The organism is Glycomyces niveus (assembly GCF_017592475.1).
Taxonomy (GTDB): domain Bacteria; phylum Actinomycetota; class Actinomycetes; order Mycobacteriales; family Micromonosporaceae; genus Glycomyces; species Glycomyces niveus.
The window spans coordinates 329,960-349,608 of record NZ_JAGFNP010000002.1; the positions used below are offsets into that span (position 1 = coordinate 329,960).

The following is a 19,649-nucleotide window of genomic DNA, read 5'->3' on the forward strand; positions in this document are numbered from 1 at the left end:
CGAACGGGGTGCGCGGCGGTGCTCAGCCGGTGGCGAGTTTGGCGGCGAAGGCGATCATGACCGCGCCGACCACGCCGTTGCCCGCCGCGGCGAGGCGCCGGCGGCGGCGGAAGGTCTGGGCCAGGCCGTCGCCGGCGACGATGAGGGTCGAGAGGTACACCATCGAGCAGCATTGCAGGATCACGAACAGCACGCCGTAGCTCAGCACCGGCCACGCATAGGCCGGGTCCACGAACTGCACGAAGAACGCCACGAAGAACAGGATCGCCTTCGGGTTCAACAGGCTCGCGATGAGCGCCCGCACGAACGGCCGCTCGTTCGCGCCGCCCGTCTCGACCGCCTTCGCCGCCACCGGGTCCCCGCGCCGCGCCGCGCGCCAGGCCTTCCAGCCCCCGCGCAGCAGCCCGAACGCCAAGAACCCCAGATACGCCACGCCCGCCCAGCGCACCAGGTTGTACAGCACCGGCGACGCCGCGAACATCGAAGCGAGCCCGGCCGCCGAAGCGACCATCAGCACCGAGTCGCCGAGGAACACCCCTGCGGCCGCCTGGAACCCGGCCCTTCGCCCCCTCCGCGACGCCACCGACAGCACGTACAGCGAGTTCGGTCCCGGCAGCAGGATGATGAGCACGGTGGCGACGACATAGGTCCACAGGTCGACGGTGCCGAACACGGGCGGTTCCTCTCGAAGCGAGGGGGAGCGGCGGGGGAGCGGCGCTCCGAAACCACGCCAGTCTATGGCCGCGCGGGCCGCACCGGCAAGCGCGATCGGGCCGCGCTCGGCCGGACCGCCGAGTGCGATCCGGCGCGACCGGTCGAACCGCGACGCTCGACGCTGGTCGCCCGAGCGGACGACGGCATGTGACATGTCACGGGTCATATAGCACTGTCCCGCCCGGCCGGCGGGGACCGGCCGAACCGCCGTGGGGGCGCGCCCGAGCGGACGCGGCGGCATGTGACATATCACCGGTCACATGGCACCGTCCGCCTAGGCGCCACCCGCACGGCGCTGGCGCGCCATGCCGCGGATCAGCGCCTTCGGCGTCGGCGCGGGCGGCAGCGGCTCCGACCCGCTCTCCGAGAACGCCCGCAGCAGGTGGCCCACCAGCCGCCGCGACGCCTCCGGCGCCGCGTCGCCCGTCGCATTGAGCACGCCCGCGTTGGCCATCAACAGGATCGGCAGGTCGTCGGGGGAGAAGTCCTCGCGCAGCCGCCCCTCCCGCTTCGCCCGCCGGATCAGGTCCGTGAACGCCTCGTACGCCTCTTGGCGCTGGCGTTCCATGCCCTTCGCCGACCCGTAGTTCATGGTCAGTACCTCGGCGAACCCGCGGTTCGACGCCTGCAGGGCGCACAGGGTCTCGACGTAGCCCCGGAACCCCTCCCAGGCGCTCTCCGCGTCGCGCGCGGCCACCGCGCCGTCGCGGCACTGCCGCATCGCATCTTCGAACACCGCCGCGATCAGGTCCATGCGGGTGGGGAACCGGCGGAAGAGCGTCGCGATACCGACCCCGGCGGCCCGCGCGATGCCCGCCATCGAGGCGTTCAGCCCCTCGCGCCGGTAGACCTGGCGCGCGGCCTCGATGATCCGGTCGCGGTTCTGCTCGGCGTCGCTGCGCAGCCGCCGCACCCGCTTGCACACGCCGCTCTCTGAGCTCGGTTCCATCCCGACATCCTAACCAAGTGGAATGACCTATCCACTTGTGTTGTTACACTGGCGTCGATTAACGGATAGGCCGCTCCACTTACGGGGCGGCCCCATCATTGCCCAAGGAGATCCGCCCCCGTGAACGTGTTCCTCTGGATCCTGCAAGGCCTGCTGGCCGCCGCCTTCCTCGCCGCCGGCGTCATGAAGGCCACCCAGCCGAAAGCAAAGCTCGCCCCGAACATGCCGTGGGTCGACGACTTCCCGCTCGGGACGGTCAAACTCGTCGGCGTGTCGCAGATCGCCGCCGCCTTCGGCCTCGTCCTGCCCGCCCTCACCGGCATCGCGGTGATCCTCACCCCGCTCGCCGCCGTCGGCCTCGGCGTGATCATGGTCCTTGCCGGGGCCTACCACCTCCGCAAGGGCGAGTACCGGTCCATCGGCGTAAACGCCGTGTTCCTCGCCCTCGCCGCCGTCGTCGCCTGGGGCCGCTTCGGCCCCTACGCCTTCTAACCCGGCTCCGCGGACGGCGAAGGCCGTGCCGCCCGGTCCTCCGCCTCCCGGTCTCGACCCGGTGGGCTGCTTCGGACCGGACGGCGCGGCCGTCCTCGCAGGGGTGTCTACAGGCCGCCGAGCGTCCGCAGGCCGGGGAGCGCCCTGTCGTCGAAGTCGAACAGCGCCTGGTTCTCCCAGCCGTTGCCGCTGGACGGGTCGGCCGGGTCCCAGCCGGCGCCCGCGACGGCGGTCCAGGTGGCCTCCCACCAGAACAGGCCCTTGCCGAGCCCGTTCGGGACGGCCTTGACGACGTCCGCGATCGCCTCGATCCAGTACGACTGGTGCTCCGGGCTCGACGGGTACCCGGGCACCGGCTCGGGGTCGGTCATGATGTTCCCGAACCCGTCCGAGTCCTCGGTGGTGAACGGGTACGCGGTCTCGACCACGTACAGCGGCTTGCCGTACCGGGTCGCGAGATCGTCGAGGTTCGCCGCGAGTCCGGAGAGCTCGCCGTGCCAGTACGGGTAGAACGAGGCGCCGATGGCGTCGAACGGCACGCCGTTGGCCACCGCGTTGTCGAAGAACCACTGGAACGCGCCGCTGTTGCCGCCCTCGGCGAGGTGCAGGATCTTCTGCGCCCCGGGGAGGACGTCGGCGACGGCGTCGCAGCCGGCCGTCAGCAGCCCGGCCATCTGCTCGAGCTGGTCCCAGCGCCCGTCGGGCCAGATGAACCCGCCGTTGGTCTCGTTGCCGACCTGGACGAGCCCGGGCTTGACGCCGGCGCTCTTCAACGCGCCGAGCACGTCCGCGGTGTGCTCGTACACCGCGGTCTTGAGGTCGGCGAAGCTCAGGCCCTCCCAGGCCGCGGGCTTGTACTGCTTGCCCGGGTCGGCCCACGTGTCCGAGTAGTGGAAGTCGACCAGGAGGTCCATTCCGGCCTTCTTGGCGCGCCGGCCGAGCTCGACGACCTGCGTCTTGGTGTTGTAGCCGTCGGCGGGGTCGACCCAGACCTTGGCGCGGATGCAGTTGAGGCCGCTCTCGGCGAGGATCTTGATCGCGTCGCCCCGGCGGCCGTCGGCGCGGCGGTAGACCGCGCCGAAGTCCTCGTTCTTGATCAGGCCGGAGATGTCGGCGCCGCGGACGAAGCCGGTGCCTGACGGCCGGGGGCGGCCTCCGGCGAACGCCGCGGTGGTCGCGGTCGCGGCGGCGGCCCCGACGGCGGCCGCACCGGCGGCGGCGATCGCGGTTCTGCGTCTCATGTGGAGTACTCCTTCGACAGAGGGGGATTCAGGGGAGGCGGGCCGGACCGCCGAGTGCGGTGCGGGGTCCGGCCGCCGAAGGGGGAGTGCTTACAGGGTGCCGAGGGTCTTCAGCGCCGGAGCCGCTTTCCACGCGAAGTCGAACAGGGCTTGGTTCTCCCAGCCGTTCTTGCTGTTCGGGTCGTAGGGGTCCCAGCCGTTGCCCGCGACGGCGGTCCAGGTGGCCTCCCACCAGAACACGCCCGCGCCCCGGCCGTTCGGCACCGCCTTCACGACGTTCGCGATCGCGGTGAGCATGTTCGACTGGCCGGTGTAGCTGGCCGGGTAGCCCGCGACCGGGGTCGCGGCGCTGATGATGTTGCCGAACCCGTCGCGGTCGCCGGGGTTGAACGGGTACGCGGTCTCGACCACGTAGACGGGCTTGCCGTACCGCGAGGCCATGTCGTTGAGGTTGGACTGGAGTCCGGCCAGGGAGCCGTGCCAGTACGGGTAGTAAGAGGCGCCGATGGCGTCCCAGGTGACGCCGCGGGCCTTCATCTCGTCGAAGAACCAGCGGAACACCGAGTTGTTGCCGCCCTCGGCGAGGTGCAGCATGACCTTCGCGGCCGGCACGGTCGCGCGCACGGCGTTCGCGCCGGAGATGAGGAACTGCGCGAGGTTGTCGAGCTGGTCGTAGCGGCCGGTGGGCCACAGCATCCCGCCGTTGAGCTCGTTGCCGACCTGCACCATCTGCGGGGCCGCGCCCGCGGCGACCATGGCGCCCAACACGTCCGCGGTGTGGTTGTAGACCGCGGTCTTGAGCTGCGCGACGCTGTAGTCCGCCCAGGCCGCGGGCTTGGTCTGCGCGCCCGGGTCGGCCCAGGTGTCGGTGTAGTGGAAGTCGACGAGGACGTTCATCCCGGCGGCGCGGGCGCGCTTGGCGACGTTCACGACGTGGGTCTTGTTGTTGTAGCCGTCGGCGGGGTTGACCCAGACCTTGAGGCGGATCCAGTTGACGCCGCTCTTCTGGAGGATCCAGATCGCGTCCTCCTTCCAGCCGTCGGCCCACATGTACACGCCGCCCTTGGCTTCGGACTTGGCGAGGCTGGAGATGTCGGCGCCGCGCGCGAACGCGGTCTGGGCCTGGGCGGACTCGGCGGCCCCGAGCGCCAGGGCCGGCGCGGTGAGGGCCGCGACGGCGGTCGTGAGGGCTGTCCTTCGCTTCATTGCGATCACGTCCTTCAGAGGTGGGTCTTGCTTGGGGGGTGGCGGCCCCGTGCGGGGCCGCCTCGGGCGCTAGGAGTGCGCGAGGATGACGACCTCTCCGGCGGGTACCGGGACGCCGCTCTCGTAGGCGGCGCCGGTGAGGGCGTCGGTGCCCCGGAGGTCCGGGACGTGCTGGTCCTGACCGGTGTGGTTGATCAGGAAACTCAAGGGGCCGCGGCGGACCGCTTCGAGCCCGTCCGGGAGGCCCTGCGGCCGTTCGACTCCGGCCGTGTCGAGCACTTCAGCGAGGAGCTCGCGCAGGCCGGTCGCGTCGTCGAGCGCGGTCGCGGCGTACCAGGCGGTGCCCGCGCCGACGCGGTTGCGGGTGATCGCGGGGCGGCCCGCGTCGGGCCCGTCCGCGAAGGCCGCCAAGACTTCGGCGCCGTCGAGGCGCACGTGCTCGGACCAGATGCGGCCGACCGGGCCGGAGGCCGAGCCCGGCGCCAGGGAGGTGAGGGCGAGCCGGGCGCCCTCGTGGACGGGGTGGAACTCCTCGACCCACAGGCCGAGGGTCGCCCGCAGCACGGAGGCGTGCGCGCCGGGGTGGACGGCGTCGTGCTCGTCGACGATCCCCGAGAAGTAGGAGACGAGCAGGTGGCCGCCGCCTTCGACGTACCCCTGCAGGTTCTTCGCCGCCGCGGCGGTGAGCAGGTACGAGGAGGGCGCGATCACGGCCTTGTAGCGGCCGAGGTCGGCCTCGGGGTGGGCGAAGTCGACGGTGACGTGCTGCTTCCACAGCGACCCGTAGTAGGCCTCCACGCGCTCGCGGAACTCGAGCTCCACCGAAGGGCGCCATTCGAGTTCGAGCGCCCACCAGGACTCCCAGTCCCACAGGACCGCGACGTCGGCGTGCACGTCCGCGCCGACCACGCCGGCGATCTTCCCGAGATCGCGGCCGAGGGCCACCACGTCGCGCCACACCTGGGTGTCGGTGCCGCCGTGGGGGAGCATCGCGGAGTGGAACTTCTCGGACCCGGCGCGGGAGGCCCGCCACTGGAAGAACATGAGGCCGTCGGCGCCGCGCGCCACGTGCGAGAGGGAGTTGCGGCGCAGTTCGCCGGGGGTCTTGGCGATGTTGCGCGGCTGCCAGTTCACCGCGGAGGTGGAGTGCTCCATGATCATCCACGGGCCGCCGGCGACGGCGCGGGTGAGGTCGGCGCTCATGGCGAGCTCGATCTCGTGCTCCTCGCGCTCGGCGATGAGGTAGTGGTTGTTGGAGACGACGTCCACGTGCTCGGCCCAGCGGAAGTAGTCCATGTCCTTGCAGTTGGGCACCATGAAGTTCGTGGTCGCGGGGGCCTGCGAGTACCGGGCGATGATGTCGCGCTGGAGCTTGTAGTTGGCGATGTGCGCGTCGTTGGAGAAGCGCATCCAGTCGAGCCGCAGGGCGGGGTTGACGCCGGGCGGGGCGATCGCGGGGGCCTCGACCTGGTCGAAGTCGCGGTAGGTCAGACCCCAGAAGGCGGTGCCCCAGGCCTCGTTGAGGGCGTCCACGTCGCCGTACCTGTCGGCGAGCCAGCGGCGGAAGTGGGCGGCGGAGACCTCGCAGTAGCACTGGACGTTGGCCCAGCCGTACTCATTGTGCAGGTGCCACATCTCGACGGCGGGGTGCGTGCCGTAGCGGGCCGCCAGCTGCTCCACGATGGACGCGCACGCGTCGCTGTAGACCGGGTGCGAGGGGCACACGCCGTGGCGCGAGCCCGCGGCCATGGCGCGGCCCTCGAAGTCGACGAGGCGGATCTCGGGGTGGGCGCGGCGCAGCCACGAGGGCGGGGCGGCGGTGGGGGTGCCGAGGTCGACGCCGATGCCGTTGCCGTGCAGCAGGTCGACGACCTTGTCCAGGCCGGTCCAATCGTATTCGCCGGGGGCGGGTTCGATGAGGCCCCAGTTGAAGATGCCGAGGCTGACGAGGTTCACTCCCGCCTCGCGCATGAGGCGGACGTCCTCGTGCCAGACCTCCTCGGGCCACTGTTCGGGGTTGTAGTCGCCTCCGTAGCGAATGGTCTGCACCGTGTCTCCTGTGAGGTTCCTTGCATCAATGCCTGTGAACGTGCACAGTACTCGACATGCGGCAATGACGCAACCTGAGGTTCTGTCGATGGTCGTTTCAAAATTGTGATCGTTTCATGAAGAATCTTTGCTCTAAAAGCCGACATTAGGCGCATTACTTGGTTGCTAAGTGGGTGATGAGTCGCTAGATTCGTGTAAACGTTCACAGCCCGGTGGCGCGACTCATACGCCCCAGCGCCGCAGCGGGCCCCACCACTCACCGAGACAAGGACTTGACATGCGCAGCAACGGTGCTCACGCGGGACCCTCCATGAACCGCCGCAACCTCCTCGCCCTCGGCGGCGGCGTGGCCGCGGCCGGTGCCCTCGCCGCCTGCGGCGGCCCCGAGGAAGACGAGAACACCCAGAGCGGCGGCCTCGAGTGGGACGCCGACGCCCAGCAGTACGTGATGGAGGAGGACGTCGCCTCCGGCAAGGCCGCCCTCAAGGTCTGGTTCGAGACCGACACCGTCGCCGAGGCGATGATCGCCGCGTTCACCGCGCAGTTCAAGGGCGTGAAGGTCGAGTACGAACTCGTCCCCCAGAACGACGCCGTCGAGAAGATGACCACCGCCGGCGAGGCCGGCAAGGGTGCGGACGTCTACCTGTCCTTCTACGACCAGCTCGCCCGCGCCATCGACCAGGGCGTGGCCGCCCCCCTCGGCGAGTACGAGACCGTGCTCAAGGGCCGCATGAGCGAGACCTTCACCGGCGTCGTCTCCGGCGGCGAGGACGGCTCCATGCACGCCGTCCCCATCACCACCGAGTCGATCGCGCTGTTCTACAACAAGACCCTCCTCAAGGAGCTCACCGGCTCCGACGTCCCGGCCGCCACCTGGGAGGAGATCAAGGCCCTCGCCGCCGAGTACAACGACGCGGCCGAGAACCGGTGGACCGTCCAGTGGACGCCCGGCGAGATCTACCACGCCTACTCGATCCTCTCGGCGACCGGCTGGCAGCTCTACCCCGACCTCGACCCGGCCAAGCCGAACTTCGACGACCCGAAGCTCGTCGCCGCCCTCGAGTACTACGCGGGCCTGCGCGAGGTCTTCGACGTCCCCGCCGCCGACGCCACCGAGGAGAACATCCGCCAGGAGTTCGCCGCCGGCAAGACCCCTTACGCGATCAACGGCCCCTGGGCCTTCGCCGACTCCGACGCCGGCGCCGAGGCCAACGGCTTCGAGTACGGCGTCACGGTCCTGCCCAGCGTCGAAGGCGGCGCCCCCGCCAGCTCCTTCGCCGGCATGCACATCGCCGTCGTCTCCGGCTACACGAAGTACCCGGCCGCCGCCCGCGTCTTCGCCAACTTCCTGGCCTCCGACGCCGGCGCCGCCGCCCTGTACGCCATCACCGGCCAGATCCCGGCCCTCAACGCCGACCTGCTCGCGGGCATCGAAGGCCTCTCCGAGGACCCGCACGTCGCCGGCATCGTCGAGCAGTCCGCCCAGGCCGACCTCATCCCGCAGGTCCCCGAGTACTTCTGGGAGGTCGGCAACACCCTCGCCGTGGACGTGTGGGACTCGCTGAGCTCCGCCGCCGACGCCCAGACCAAGGCCGTCGACACCTACAACGAGCTGCACGGGCTCTAGGACCCTAGGACGAGCCACACGATGGGCAACAACGCTCAGAGCGGCAAGCTCCCCGCACTGGTGCCGGGCCTCGCCTCGGCACTGGTGTGGGGGGCCGGCCAGCTGATCAACCGCCAGGCGGGCAAGGCCGCCTTCTTCTTCGCGTTCTTCGCAGGCCTGGTCGGCTGGGAGATCGCCTCCGGCAACTACTACGCCGGAATGGAGTTCACGCCGCGGAGCAACGGCGGCTTCTTCGTCAAGGGACTGTGGGGCCTGTTCACCCTCGGCACCCAGTCGCGGCAGATGACCCTCACCGGGCTCACCGAAGGGGACAACTCCGTCACCCTCCTCGCCAGCGGGCTCATCGCGCTGCTCGTCCTCGCCCTCCTGGCGGTCGTCTGGATCTGGGGCGTCCGCGACGCCGCCGCCTACCGCGCCGCGCTCAACCTGGGCGGCGCCCGCGAATCCTCCGCGGCCTACTACAGGCGCCTGTGGGACAGCGCGTTCGCGTACATCATGCTCTCCCCGGGCCTCGTGCTCGTCGTGTTCATGTCCGTGCTCCCGGTCCTGTTCGTCATCCTCGTCGCGTTCACCAACTACAACCGCGACAACCTGCCCCCCAAGAACCTCGTCGAATGGGTGGGCTTCGACAACTTCGGCGCGATCCTCTCCGGCTCCGCCTGGACCGACACCTTCCTCGGCGTCCTCACCTGGACATTCGTGTTCGCGCTCCTCACCACCGTCGCCTCCTACGCGCTCGGCTTCTTCCAGGCCGTGCTCCTCGCCAACAAGAAGGTCAGGTTCCCGCGCGTGTGGCGCTCGATCTTCCTGCTGCCCTGGGCCGTCCCCGCCATCGTCTCGGCCCTGGTCTTCCGCTCCATGTTCAACGGCCAGTTCGGCCCCATCAGCCAGTGGCTCGTCGACGTCGGCCTCACCGACGAGCGCATCTACTGGTTCACCGACGCCTCCAACCCGAACCTCGCCCGCGCCGTGGTGCTCCTCATCAACCTGTGGCTCACGTTCCCGTTCTTCATGGCCCTCGTCGGCGGCGTCCTCACCAACATCGACGCCAGCTACTACGAGGCCGCCCGCATGGACGGCGCCAGCGCCTTCCAGCAGCTGCGGCACATCACCCTGCCGGTGGTCCACAAGACCGTCGCGCCGCTGCTCATCCTCTCGTTCGTGTCCAGCTTCAACAACTTCGGCGTGGTCTACTTCCTCACCGAAGGCGGGCCCGACAACGCCGACTACCGCTTCGCGGGCAGCACCGACCTGCTCGTCACCTGGCTGTTCAAGCTCACCTTCGAGACCCAGCTGTACAACATCGGCGCGGTGATGAGCCTCTTCATCTTCCTCATCGTCGGCACCATCTCCGTGTGGAACCTCAACCGCTCCAAGGCGATCCGGGAGCTCTGACCATGACCGCCAAGACCGCCGAACGCCCCGCCCCGAGCGGGACCGCCACCACGCCGCACCGCCGCAAGGCCCCCCGCGGCGAGGGCCTCACCACGGTCCTCATCCACCTCGAGCTCCTCGTCGTGGCCGCCGTCGTCGTCTTCCCGCTCCTGTGGGTCGTCGGCGCCTCCCTCAGCCCCGGCGACGGACTCGGCGAAGTCTCGCCGTTCCCCTCCGAGGCCACCATCGACCACTACGCGGACCTGTTCACCGAGACCGACTACGGCCGCTGGTACCTCAACTCGCTCTATGTCGCCGTGTTCAACATGGTCGGCTCGGTCGTGCTCGCCGCGATCTGCGGGTACGTGTTCTCCCGCGTCAAGTTCAAGGGCCGCAAAGCCGGCCTGCTGAGCATCCTCATCCTGCAGATGTTCCCGGCCTTCCTCGCCGCCATCGCCGTGTACATGCTCTTCCTGAACTTCGGCCTGCTCGACTCGCTCACCGGCCTCGCCCTCGTGAGCATCGCGGGCGCCCTGCCGTACAACATCTGGCTCATGAAGGGCTACACGGACAACCTCCCCGCGAGCCTCGACGAGGCCGCCGCGATCGACGGCGCCGGGCGCCTGACGATCTTCGCGCGGATCATCCTCCCGCTCATGCGCCCCATGCTCACCTTCGTGGCGATCACGCAGTTCACGCTGCCGTGGATGGACTTCATCCTGCCCCGCCTGGTGCTGCAGAGCGCGGAGAAGCAGACCGTGGCCCTCGGCCTGTTCAACATGATCAGCTCCGAGTATGCCAACTCCTACACCACGTTCGCCGCCGGCGCGGTGGTGCTCGCCCTGCCGATCACCATCCTCTACATCGTGCTGCAGCGCTACCTGGTCACCGGCGCGAGCGCCGGCGCGGAGAAGGGGTAAAGCGATGACGGCCCCCATCCGCGGCGCCGACGTCTCGATGACCGCCGAGATCGAGCAGCGGGGCGCGGTCTTCCGCTCCGAAGGCACCGCGCACGACCTCTTCGAACTCCTCGCCGCCCACGGCGTCAACTGGATCCGCCTGCGCCTGTGGGTGGACCCGCGCGACGAGGCCGGCGAGCCCTACATGGGCGGCACGAACGACCTGGCGACCACGATCGCGCTGGCCCGCCGCGCCAGCGCCGCGGGCCACAGGGTGCTGCTCGACCTGCACTACTCGGACTTCTGGACGGACCCGAAGAAGCAGTCCACGCCCAAGGCGTGGCGCGGCCTCAAGGGCGCCGACCTCGAAGCGCGCGTGCACGACTGGACCTCCGACGTGCTCGCCGCGCTCGCGGCGGCGGACGCGTCGCCGGACATGGTGCAGGTCGGCAACGAGATCACGAACGGGATGCTCTGGCCCGAGGGGCGGACGCCGAAGTTCATCGATCCCGAGCGCCGCTTCGAGCGCGAGGACCCGGCCGCGTTCGACCGGCTCGCGGGCCTCCTCGCCGCCGGGGCCGCGGCCGTGCGCGAAGCGGGCGGGGCGCGGGTGATGATCCACCTCGACTTCGGGGGCGCGAACGAGCTGTACCGCGGCTGGTTCGACCAGGCGGTGGCGCGCGCCCTCGACTTCGACGTGATCGGCCTGTCCTACTACCCGTACTGGCACGGCACCCTGAAAGACCTGGGCGCCAACCTGAACGACCTCGCCGAGCGCTACGGCCGGGACCTCGTGGTGGTCGAGACCGCGTACGCGTGGACGGGCGCGTCCCCGGCCGGGCACCACCAGGTGTTCAAGCCGGAGCTGGCGGCGGCGGGCGGCTACCCGGCCTCGCCGGAGGGCCAGGCCGCGTACCTGCGCGACCTGTACGCCACTGTGGACGGCGTACCCGACGGGCGCGGCCTCGGGATCGTCTACTGGGAGCCGGCGTGGCTCCCGGTCGACGGCACCACCTGGGCCTCGCGGGCCGGGATGGAGTACGGCGACGACGTGGTCGACGAGTCCGGCAGCTCGTGGGCCAACCAGGCGCTGTTCGACTTCGACGGGAACGCGCTGCCGTCCCTGCGGGCGCTCGGCGGCGGGTGACGAGTGCGATGACACGGTTGCGACGACACCGCTGCGGCGCGTCCGCTCGGACCTGACGCGCGGAAGCGGCCGAGCGGCCGCCGTCCCCTTGGGCGGCCGCTCCGCACCCCGTCCGATCCGGCCGCGGGCGGGGCCTCGGCCCGGGCCGATGGCCGGGGCGGGTGATAATCGAGTGAGACACAAGGGAGAGCTGAGCATCTTGAACCGGAAACGACCGACGATCCACGACGTGGCCGAGGCCTCGGGCGTCTCGCGCGGCACGGTCTCCCGCGTCCTCAACGGCAAGGCGAACGTCTCTCTGTCCGCGGAGGCGGCGGTGCGGCGCGCGGTCGCCGAGACCGGGTACGTCGTGAACCGGGCGGCGCGGAGCCTGAAGACCAGCCGCACGGGATCGATCGTCATGGTGCTCTCCGAGCCGCAGGAGCGCCTGTTCGAGGACCCGAACTTCTCGGTGCTCATGCGCGTGGCCACCAACCAGCTCGCCGACCGCGACATGTCGCTGGTGCTCATGATCGCGGGCGACGACGGCGGCCGCGACCGGGTGGCCCGCTACCTGCGCGGCGGCCACGCCGACGGGGCGCTGCTCATCTCCACCCACGCGGGGGACCCGCTGCTCGACGAGATCGAGCGGTCCGGCGTGCCCGCCGTGGCGCTCGGCGCGGTCCTCGGCCGCGAATCCGTCATCCCCTACGCCGCGGCCGACGAGCGCGGCGGCGCCCGTGCCATGGCCGAGTACCTGGTCGAGCAGGGGCGCCGGAAGATCGGCATGATCACCGGCCCGCTCGACACGCCCGGCGGCTCGCTGCGCCTGGAGGGCTTCACGAGCGTCCTCGGCCGCAAGGCCGGGAAGCAGATGGTCGCGCACAGCGACTACACGCAGGCGGGCGGCGAGGAGGCCATGCGCCGCCTCCTGGCGAACGTGCCCGACCTCGACGCGGTCTTCGTCGCCTCCGACCTCATGGCCGCGGGCGCCCTGCAGGCGCTGCACGCGGCCGGCCGCCGCGTCCCCGAGGACGTCGCCGTCGGCGGCTTCGACGACTCGGCGATCGCCTCGGCCACCCGCCCGGCCCTGACCACGGTCCGCCAGCCGCTCGCGAAGGTCGCCGAGGAGACGGTCCGCCTCCTCCTCGCCCTCCTCGAGGACGAAGCGGTCGAACCGGTGATCCTGCCGACCGAGCTCATCATCCGCGACAGCGCCTGATCGACGACAGCGCCTGAAAATCGAGGGTGCTCGACGAACGACCATTCCTGAGACGCGATACGACGTAACGACGGCCGCGCGGCAAACGCGCGGCCTTTCGCATTCCCGCCCTGCTCGCAAGGCGGTCGCAGCCTTTGTCCACCTTGGTACTGAAATGCACTGCGGGCGTTCGCGATCCGAACAGAGGGCATGCGTGTCCGTGCGTAACCGTTCGGCTCCGCCTGCATAGAGTCTGGTTACGCCTCGTACACAACGACAACAATCGATTCCTTCCCCCTGCGAGCGCGACCCCTCTGAGGCAGCCCTCTGGCCGCAGTCCCGCTCTCCACCTCGTCAAGGACGGACCATCGCCATGCCACCAGACCACCGCCGCGTCATGCGCCAATTCGTCACCGGCGTCTGCGTCGCCGCCACCTACACCGACGAGCCGACCGGCCGCCGCCACGACGCCGTCACCGTCAACTCCTTCACCTCGCTCTCCCTCGACCCGCCTCTCGTGGCCCTGAGCCTGCGCCACGAATCGCGCTTCCTCGCCGCGATCCTCGCCAGCCGCCACTTCGCGGTCTCGATCCTCTCCGGACAGCACGAGGAGATCGCCCGCACCTTCGCGCAGGACCAGGACGCCCGCGCCCGGGCCGTCACCAGTATGGGCCGCCCCGGCCGCGCCAGCGGCGCCCTCCTCCTCGACGGCCCCGGATGGATCGAATGCCGGCTCGACCGCCGCATCAGCGTCGGCGACCACACCATGATCGTCGGAGAGGTCCTCGCGACCGGGCTCGGCGACAACGACGGCCCGCTCATCTTCGTCGAAGGCGAGTTCCGCAGCCTGGAGGTGGCCAAGCCATGACCAACGCCAGCCGGACCCGGCCCCGCACGCACACCCCCTCCCGGCTCTGGGGCCCCGAACCGACCGCACCCGACGCCGCGACCCTCGCCGACGTCCTGCTCCGCGCCGCGCGCGGCAGCTCCGGCGGCATCACCTACGTCCGCGACGCCGACACCGAGGAGCGCCAGAGCTACGGCGCCCTCGCGCACGACGCCGCCCGCATCCTCGGCGGCCTGCGCGAACGCGGCGCCCGCCGCGGCGACAAGGTCATCGCGAAGGTCGCCGACGAACCCGACCTGCTCGCCCTCTTCTGGGCCTGCATGCTCGGCGGCCTGACCCCCCTGCCGCTCGGCACCGGCTCCGGCGCGCCGCACCCGGCCGCGCTCGACGAGCTGTGGCAGCCCGGCGACCGCGTCTGGACAGTCGACGACGGCCCGCAGCCCGGACCCGCCTCCGCCCGCGCCGAACGCCTCGGCTCGATCGGCGACCTCCGCACCGCCGACTCCCGCACCGACTTCACGCCCGGCGGCCTCGACGACCTCGCGCTCCTGCTCCTCACCTCGGGCAGCACCGGCACCCCCAAGGCCGTCATGCTCACCCACCGCAACCTCCTCGCCCGCACCGAGGCCACGGTCCGCGCCGCCGGACTCGACCGGACCATGCGGTCCTTCAACTGGATGCCGCTCGACCACGTCGGCGGCCTCGTCATGTTCCACCTGCGCGACACCTACCTTCAGTGCGAGCAGGCCCACGCCCGCATCCAGTGGATCCTCGACGACCCGCTGCGCTGGATCGACCAGATGAGCCGCCGCGGCTCGACCGCCACGTGGGCGCCGAACTTCGCGTTCGGGCTCGTCAACGACAACGCCTCCCGCATGTCCGGACGCGATTGGGACCTCAGCGCCCTCACGTACATCATGAACGGCGGCGAGGCCATCAAACCGGCGGTGCTGCAGCGCTTCCTGCGCCTGCTGCACCCGTTCGCGCTGCCCGCGGACGCGATCTGCCCCGGCTGGGGCATGTCCGAGACCTCCTCGGGCATCGTGGACTGCCGCTTCGAACCCGGCGCCGCGGGGGCCGGGCGCTTCATCTCCGTCGGCCGCCCGCACCCGGGCGTGGGCCTGCGCGTCGTCGACGAGTTCGACGAGGTGCTCCCCGAGGGCGAGCAGGGCCTCCTCCAGGCCTCCGGCGCCCCGGTCTTCGGCGGCTACTACAACAATCCCGAGGTCAACCGCCGCACCTTCACCGCCGACGGCTGGTTCCGCACCGGCGACCTCGCGTACATCGAGGACGGACGCCTCACGGTCACCGGCCGCGACGGCGACACCGTCGTGGTAGCGGGCGAGGCCCGCCACGGCCACGAGATCGAGTCGACCGTGGAGGAACTCGACGGGGTCGAGCCCTCCTACACCGTCGCGTGCGCCGTCGACCCGGCCGACGGCGACAGCGGCCTCGCCGTCTTCTACCACCCCCGCGCCGGCGCCGACACCGCCTTGCTGGACAAGGAGATCCGCGAAGCCGTCCGCGCCGTCCACGGCCTCGAAGCCCGCCACGTCGTCCCCGTGACCCGCGCCGACGTCCCCAAGACCGGCATCGGCAAACTCCGCCGCACCCTCCTCAGCCGGCGGTTCGAGGCCGGCGAGTTCACGACCTCGGGCGGGCGGCGATGAGGCTCGCCATCGCCGGAGCGGGCGCCTCGGCCGTCTGCCTTCTCGACGCCCTGGCCCGCAGCGCCGACCGCGTCGACGTCACCGTCTTCGACCCGGCGCCCGCCCCGTGGCGCGGCCGCCCGTACCGCTGCGACCTGCCCGCGGTCCGCGTCAACGCGCCGCCGCCCGAGATGTCGGTCAGGGACGGCGACCACGGCCACTTCGAACGCTGGCTCGACGCGAACGGCGGTGCGGCCGAACCCGACCCGTGGTCCGGCGACCGCTTCGTCCCGCGCGAGCGGTACGGCGCCTACCTCGAAGCCGCCGCCGCCGAGGCGATCGCGGCCATCGAAGGGGCGGGCGGCACGGTGGCGCTGCGCCGCTGCGCCGCCACCGGGGTGCTGCGCACCAGCGAGCAGGTGGTCGTCCGCACCGACGACGGCCGCCTCCAGCCGTTCGACGCGTTCGTCCTCTGCGTCGGCGTCGGCCGCCCCGCCGACCTGTACGGACTCGACGGCGCCACCGGATACGTGCCCGACCCGTACCCGGCGCTGACCGCGCTCGAACCGGTGGAGGGCGACACGGCCGTCATCGGGTCCGGCCTGACGGCGGTGGACACGGTCCTGGCGCTGGCCGCGACCCGCTCGGAGGGGCGGATCGCGCTGGTCTCGCGCAGCGGCGTGCTGCCGGGGGTGCGCCAGCGGTACACGCCGAGCCGCTTGCGGCACTTCAAGGTCGACCGCATCCGGGAGCTGGCGCGGCGGGGCCCGCTGCGCCTGGAGGATCTGACGGCGCTCATGGCCGCGGAGATCGGGGCGGGCGGGTTCGACGTCGCGGGCGTGGCCCGCGAGCTGTCCTCGCTCGGCCGGGAGGAGCCGCGGGCCAGGCTGGAGCGGCACCTCGGCATGGTCGACGACCCGGACCTCGGCCTGCGGATCCTGCAGCAGGCGGTGCCGGAGACCGGCCCGGACGTGTGGCCGCGCCTCGACGCGCGCGACCGGGAGTTGGTGCTGCAGGAGCACTACCGGGCGCTGATGAGCCTGTGCTGCCCGATGCCGCCCGCGAGCGCCGCCACCCTGCTGTCCCTCATGGACTCCGGACGGCTGGAGGTGGTCGGCGGGCTCGCCGACGTGCGGCCCCGGCGCGGCGGGTTCACAGTGAAGGCGGGCGGCCGGAAGCTCCAGGTCGCGACCGTGGTGAACGCGGCGAGTGCGCCGCGCCACCGCGTCCCGCCGGCCGCCGCGCCCCTGGTGGACTCGCTGGTCCGCTCGGGAGCGGCCCGCCCGCACCCGCACGGCGGCCTGCGGATCGACCCGGCGACGAGCCGGGCGGTCGGCCGCGGCGGGCCGGACGACCGCCTCTACGTCCTGGGCGACCTGGCCGCCGGGACGCTCTTCTTCACCTTCGGCATCCCGTCCCTGGTGGACCGCGCCCGGGACATCGCTGCGAGCCTGTCGCTCCAGCGCCGACCCCTCGCCACCCCGGCGAACCGTTAGGAGACCACTGTGAACGACACTGCTGTGAACGACACCGTCAAGCCCTCGTACCTGGCCGACACCGACACCGGTCTGCCGTTGCCGCAGCGGCCGGTGTTCGAGCGGGTCGAGGACGAGCGCCGCCACCGCAAGCAGCGGCTCGCGGCCGCGTTGCGCCTGTTCGGCGAGTTCGGCTACTCGGAGGGGGTGTCGGGGCACCTGTCGGTGCGCGACCCCGAGTACCCGGACCGGTTCTGGGTCAACCCGTTCGGGAAGGCCTTCGAGCGGCTGCGGGTGGCCGACCTGATCTGCGTCGACGCGGCCGGGCGGGTGGTGGCCGGGGAGGGCCTGGTGAACCCGAGCGCGTTCGTCATCCACTACCACATCCACGACCAGCGGCCGGACGCCGAGGCGGCCGCGCACGGGCACACGGTGTACGCGCGGGCGCTGGGGGCGCTCGGGCGGCTGCTGGAGCCGATCGACCAGGAGTCGGCGGCGTTCTGGGAGGACCAGGTCCTCTACGGCGAGTACGACGGACCGGCGGTCGACTTCGAGATGGGGCGGCGCATCGCGCGGCACCTGGGGGACAAGCGGGCGCTCCTCATGGCCCACCACGGGCTCATCACCGTGGGCGGCTCCATCGACGAGGCGGCGCACTGGTTCTTCACGTACGAGCAGGCCGCGCGGGTGCAGCTCGTCGCGAGCGCGGCGGGCGAGGTGAAGCCGATGAGCCCGGAGCAGGCGAAGCTCGCGCGCGACGGGTTCGGCGATCCCCACCTGGGCTGGTTCTCGTTCCAGCTCCTGTGGGACCAGATCGTGGCCGACCAGCCGGACTTCCTCGAGGAATAAGGCGCGTGGCGCAGGGGGCCCGGCCGCACGGCCGGGCCCCCTGCGGCGCTACGGCACCATGCAGGCGGCGGGCGGGTTGTGCCGGGAGCGGTCGAGCAGCCGCCACCGCAGCGGGCTCGCGCCGTCGACTTGGACGACACTGCGGACGGTGAACTCGACGACGCGGAGCGCGCCGGGGAGCGCCGCCGCGGCGGCGGGGTCCCAGTCGACGCGGCATTCGCCGGTGAGCTGGAGTGTCGCGCCGGTCTCCCAGTCCACGAACAGGAGTCCCGCGGCGGGGTTGACCTCGATGTTGCCGAGGGTCATGTAGAACGAGTTGCCGAGGTAGTCGGGCCAGCGGATCACGTCGTCCTCGACGGTGACGAAACCGGGTTCGCCGCCGCGGTGCGAGGCGTCGGCGCCGTGCTCGGGGGAGCGGGAGCCGATGAAGAACGTGTCGGCCGATTCGATCCACTTGCGTTGGAGCGCATCGAGTCCTTCCCGGGCGACGGCGGCGCTCGGCGGGGTCTCGTCATAGGCCGTCACCTCCCGCACCTGGAGGTACTTGGGGCAGTTGCCGAGCACCTGCTCGGTGCGGACCGCCAGGCCGCCGTCGCGCCGAGTCACGGTGCCGTTGACGCGGATGCGCCTGCGCGTCTGCGGTTCCAGCGCGAGGATGCCGACGTCGGCGCCGTCGCGGAGCGCGGTGCCGAGCGCGTCGCCCTCGGCGGGCAGGGCGTCCACGAGCAGGGTCCGGTGGTCGGCGGCGTGCGCGAAGCCGGGCCGCCCGGCGACGGTGGTCGTCCACATGCGTCCGTCCTCATCCTCTGAGGACAGGAACAGCATGCACTGGCGCTGCAGGAACTCGGCGAAGCCGCCCGAGAGCGAGGCGCCGAACATCGGCGAACCCCATCCGGGCCCGCCTTCGCCCGCGCGTTCCTGCACGGCCTGCTCGCCGGGGTGTTCGATCGATCGCATCATCGTGCTCCTTCGGGTTGGGTCGCGGCCCGGATCTGGCGGGGGGTGAGGCCGTACTCCTGCCGGAAGGCCCGGGTGAAGTACGAGGGGGTCAGGAACCCCCAGCAGCGGCCGATCATCGCGACGCTGACGCCTGACTTGTGCGGGTCCTGGAGGTCGGCCAGGCAGCGGGACAGGCGTTCGCGCCGGATCCACTTGGTGGGACTGAGCCCGTGCTCCTGGAACAGCTTCTGCACGTACCGCACGGACACGCCGTGCTGGCGCGCGAGCGAGGCGAGGTCGAGCGACGGGTCGTCGAGGTGCAGCTTCGCGTAGCCCTGGATGCGCTTGAGCATCGCGGTGCGGACTTCGCGGTCGCCGCCGTGCGAGCGGGCCGCTTCGGCCGCGGCGCAGGCGATGAGATCGGTCAGGTGGTGGGCGAACGGCTGGAACGCGGCGTCGTCGCATTCGTCGATCGAGGCGGCGAGGCCGCCGAGCACCGAGAGCAGTAAGGTCGCCGGGCCCTTGTCGCGGGTCCACCGGCGCCCGGCGACCGCGCGCGCCTCGACCGGGGTGAGGCCGAGCCGGCGGACGGTGAGCGGGACGTGGAGCGCCTTGGTGGAAGGCCGGGTGAACCGCAGCTTGAGCGCCTGGTTCCGGTCGGTGGAGACGAGATCCCCGGCCTGGGCCGCGATGCTGCGCCCGTCCTGGACGGCCAGCACCGATCCCTCGGCGACGTACCAGAAGTCGACGATGCCGGTGCCGGGCACGGGAGTGTGGCGGACGGTGGCGGGGCCGGTGCTCAGGGCCGTGGCGTTGACGCCGCCGGGCCCGAGCGGTCGGAAGCGCTGGTCGGCGGGGTCGGCATGGGCGACCGTGACCCGACCTCCCAGCAGTCGCTCCCACTCGAGCGGGGGCGCGTCTACGACGACTGATTCGAAGTGCACGAGAAGACTCCCTCGCGTTGCCGGCCGAGCCGACCGGCGCGAGCGGCGGCGTCTCCCCAACGGCCGCC

General features: G+C 71.5%; 17 protein-coding genes. 10 read left to right on the forward strand and 7 right to left on the reverse strand.

Annotated elements, in window-relative coordinates; genetic code table 11:
• Positions 1-22: 22 nt before the first annotated feature.
• Both leuE and J5V16_RS04480 read right to left on the reverse strand, forming a co-directional pair.
• Positions 23-673, reverse strand: coding sequence for a leucine efflux protein LeuE (leuE, locus tag J5V16_RS04475; protein ID WP_208495112.1), 651 nt, complete (start codon positions 671-673; stop codon positions 23-25).
• A 315-nt stretch (positions 674-988) separates the two neighbouring features.
• Positions 989-1,663, reverse strand: coding sequence for a TetR/AcrR family transcriptional regulator (locus J5V16_RS04480; protein ID WP_208494857.1), 675 nt, complete (start codon positions 1,661-1,663; stop codon positions 989-991).
• A 120-nt stretch (positions 1,664-1,783) separates the two neighbouring features.
• Here J5V16_RS04480 and J5V16_RS04485 point away from each other — a divergent pair, with 120 nt between their 5' ends.
• On the forward strand, positions 1,784-2,155 hold the full coding sequence (locus tag J5V16_RS04485; protein WP_208494858.1) for a DoxX family protein: 372 nt from the start codon (positions 1,784-1,786) through the stop codon (positions 2,153-2,155).
• A gap of 107 nt (positions 2,156-2,262) precedes the next feature.
• Here J5V16_RS04485 and J5V16_RS04490 read toward each other — a convergent pair whose 3' ends face one another.
• The 3 genes from J5V16_RS04490 to J5V16_RS04500 all read right to left on the reverse strand — a co-directional run bounded on the left by J5V16_RS04490 (position 2,263) and on the right by J5V16_RS04500 (position 6,651).
• The gene (locus tag J5V16_RS04490) at positions 2,263-3,396 is read right to left on the reverse strand and encodes a glycoside hydrolase family 53 protein (RefSeq protein WP_208494859.1); all 1,134 of its coding nucleotides are present in this window, start codon (positions 3,394-3,396) and stop codon (positions 2,263-2,265) included.
• 90 nt (positions 3,397-3,486) lie between these two features.
• Positions 3,487-4,602: a glycoside hydrolase family 53 protein gene (locus J5V16_RS04495; RefSeq protein ID WP_208494860.1), complete on the reverse strand. Its 1,116-nt coding sequence runs from the start codon at positions 4,600-4,602 to the stop codon at positions 3,487-3,489.
• A 69-nt stretch (positions 4,603-4,671) separates the two neighbouring features.
• Positions 4,672-6,651 carry a beta-galactosidase gene (locus tag J5V16_RS04500; protein ID WP_208494861.1) on the reverse strand — a complete coding sequence of 660 codons (1,980 nt, stop codon included), beginning with the start codon at positions 6,649-6,651 and terminating at the stop codon, positions 4,672-4,674.
• 277 nt (positions 6,652-6,928) lie between these two features.
• Between J5V16_RS04500 and J5V16_RS04505 the strand changes: the two genes are divergently transcribed.
• The 9 genes from J5V16_RS04505 (at position 6,929) to J5V16_RS04545 (ending at position 17,698) form a co-directional block, all read left to right on the forward strand.
• Complete coding sequence (locus J5V16_RS04505; RefSeq protein ID WP_208494862.1) at positions 6,929-8,278, forward strand: extracellular solute-binding protein; 1,350 nt, start codon at positions 6,929-6,931, stop codon at positions 8,276-8,278.
• Positions 8,279-8,299: 21 nt separating this feature from the next.
• Positions 8,300-9,673: a carbohydrate ABC transporter permease gene (locus J5V16_RS04510; RefSeq protein WP_208494863.1), complete on the forward strand. Its 1,374-nt coding sequence runs from the start codon at positions 8,300-8,302 to the stop codon at positions 9,671-9,673.
• Between the two features lie 2 nt (positions 9,674-9,675).
• Positions 9,676-10,572 (forward strand): sugar ABC transporter permease, encoded by an 897-nt coding sequence (locus tag J5V16_RS04515; RefSeq protein ID WP_208494864.1) that lies wholly within the window; start codon positions 9,676-9,678, stop codon positions 10,570-10,572.
• 4 nt (positions 10,573-10,576) lie between these two features.
• Positions 10,577-11,698 carry a glycoside hydrolase family 53 protein gene (locus J5V16_RS04520; RefSeq protein WP_208494865.1) on the forward strand — a complete coding sequence of 374 codons (1,122 nt, stop codon included), beginning with the start codon at positions 10,577-10,579 and terminating at the stop codon, positions 11,696-11,698.
• A gap of 148 nt (positions 11,699-11,846) precedes the next feature.
• The gene (locus tag J5V16_RS04525) at positions 11,847-12,899 is read left to right on the forward strand and encodes a LacI family DNA-binding transcriptional regulator (RefSeq protein ID WP_208494866.1); all 1,053 of its coding nucleotides are present in this window, start codon (positions 11,847-11,849) and stop codon (positions 12,897-12,899) included.
• A gap of 352 nt (positions 12,900-13,251) precedes the next feature.
• Complete coding sequence (locus tag J5V16_RS04530) at positions 13,252-13,746, forward strand: flavin reductase family protein (RefSeq protein WP_208494867.1); 495 nt, start codon at positions 13,252-13,254, stop codon at positions 13,744-13,746.
• On the forward strand, positions 13,743-15,395 hold the full coding sequence (locus J5V16_RS04535; RefSeq protein WP_208494868.1) for an AMP-binding protein: 1,653 nt from the start codon (positions 13,743-13,745) through the stop codon (positions 15,393-15,395). Before J5V16_RS04530 ends, J5V16_RS04535 begins: the two co-directional genes overlap by 4 nt.
• Entirely contained in the window at positions 15,392-16,870 is a 1,479-nt protein-coding gene (locus J5V16_RS04540) for an FAD/NAD(P)-binding protein (protein ID WP_208494869.1), read from the forward strand. The genes J5V16_RS04535 and J5V16_RS04540 overlap by 4 nt, the downstream gene beginning before the upstream one ends.
• Before the next feature lie 9 nt (positions 16,871-16,879).
• Positions 16,880-17,698: a class II aldolase/adducin family protein gene (locus J5V16_RS04545; protein WP_208494870.1), complete on the forward strand. Its 819-nt coding sequence runs from the start codon at positions 16,880-16,882 to the stop codon at positions 17,696-17,698.
• A gap of 48 nt (positions 17,699-17,746) precedes the next feature.
• Here the strand turns inward: J5V16_RS04545 and J5V16_RS04550 are convergent, their stop codons facing one another.
• Together J5V16_RS04550 and J5V16_RS04555 are read right to left on the reverse strand one after the other, a co-directional pair.
• Positions 17,747-18,655, reverse strand: a complete 909-nt coding sequence (locus tag J5V16_RS04550) for a PNPOx family protein (RefSeq protein ID WP_208494871.1) — start codon at positions 18,653-18,655, stop codon at positions 17,747-17,749.
• Positions 18,655-19,581, reverse strand: coding sequence for an AraC family transcriptional regulator (locus tag J5V16_RS04555; RefSeq protein ID WP_208494872.1), 927 nt, complete (start codon positions 19,579-19,581; stop codon positions 18,655-18,657). Before J5V16_RS04555 ends, J5V16_RS04550 begins: the two co-directional genes overlap by 1 nt.
• Positions 19,582-19,649: the final 68 nt, after the last annotated feature.

Bases quoted from the DNA above. Each gene is read 5' to 3' on its own strand.
- J5V16_RS04480 (WP_208494857.1), bottom strand. From the start codon at position 1,663: ATGGAACCGAGCTCAGAGAGCGGCGTGTGCAAGCGGGTGCGGCGGCTG.
- J5V16_RS04490 (WP_208494859.1), bottom strand. From the start codon at position 3,396: ATGAGACGCAGAACCGCGATCGCCGCCGCCGGTGCGGCCGCCGTCGGG.
- J5V16_RS04495 (WP_208494860.1), bottom strand. From the start codon at position 4,602: ATGAAGCGAAGGACAGCCCTCACGACCGCCGTCGCGGCCCTCACCGCG.
- J5V16_RS04505 (WP_208494862.1), top strand. From the start codon at position 6,929: ATGCGCAGCAACGGTGCTCACGCGGGACCCTCCATGAACCGCCGCAAC.
- J5V16_RS04510 (WP_208494863.1), top strand. From the start codon at position 8,300: ATGGGCAACAACGCTCAGAGCGGCAAGCTCCCCGCACTGGTGCCGGGC.
- J5V16_RS04515 (WP_208494864.1), top strand. From the start codon at position 9,676: ATGACCGCCAAGACCGCCGAACGCCCCGCCCCGAGCGGGACCGCCACC.
- J5V16_RS04520 (WP_208494865.1), top strand. From the start codon at position 10,577: ATGACGGCCCCCATCCGCGGCGCCGACGTCTCGATGACCGCCGAGATC.
- J5V16_RS04525 (WP_208494866.1), top strand. From the start codon at position 11,847: ATGGCCGGGGCGGGTGATAATCGAGTGAGACACAAGGGAGAGCTGAGC.
- J5V16_RS04530 (WP_208494867.1), top strand. From the start codon at position 13,252: ATGCCACCAGACCACCGCCGCGTCATGCGCCAATTCGTCACCGGCGTC.
- J5V16_RS04535 (WP_208494868.1), top strand. From the start codon at position 13,743: ATGACCAACGCCAGCCGGACCCGGCCCCGCACGCACACCCCCTCCCGG.
- J5V16_RS04540 (WP_208494869.1), top strand. From the start codon at position 15,392: ATGAGGCTCGCCATCGCCGGAGCGGGCGCCTCGGCCGTCTGCCTTCTC.
- J5V16_RS04550 (WP_208494871.1), bottom strand. From the start codon at position 18,655: ATGCGATCGATCGAACACCCCGGCGAGCAGGCCGTGCAGGAACGCGCG.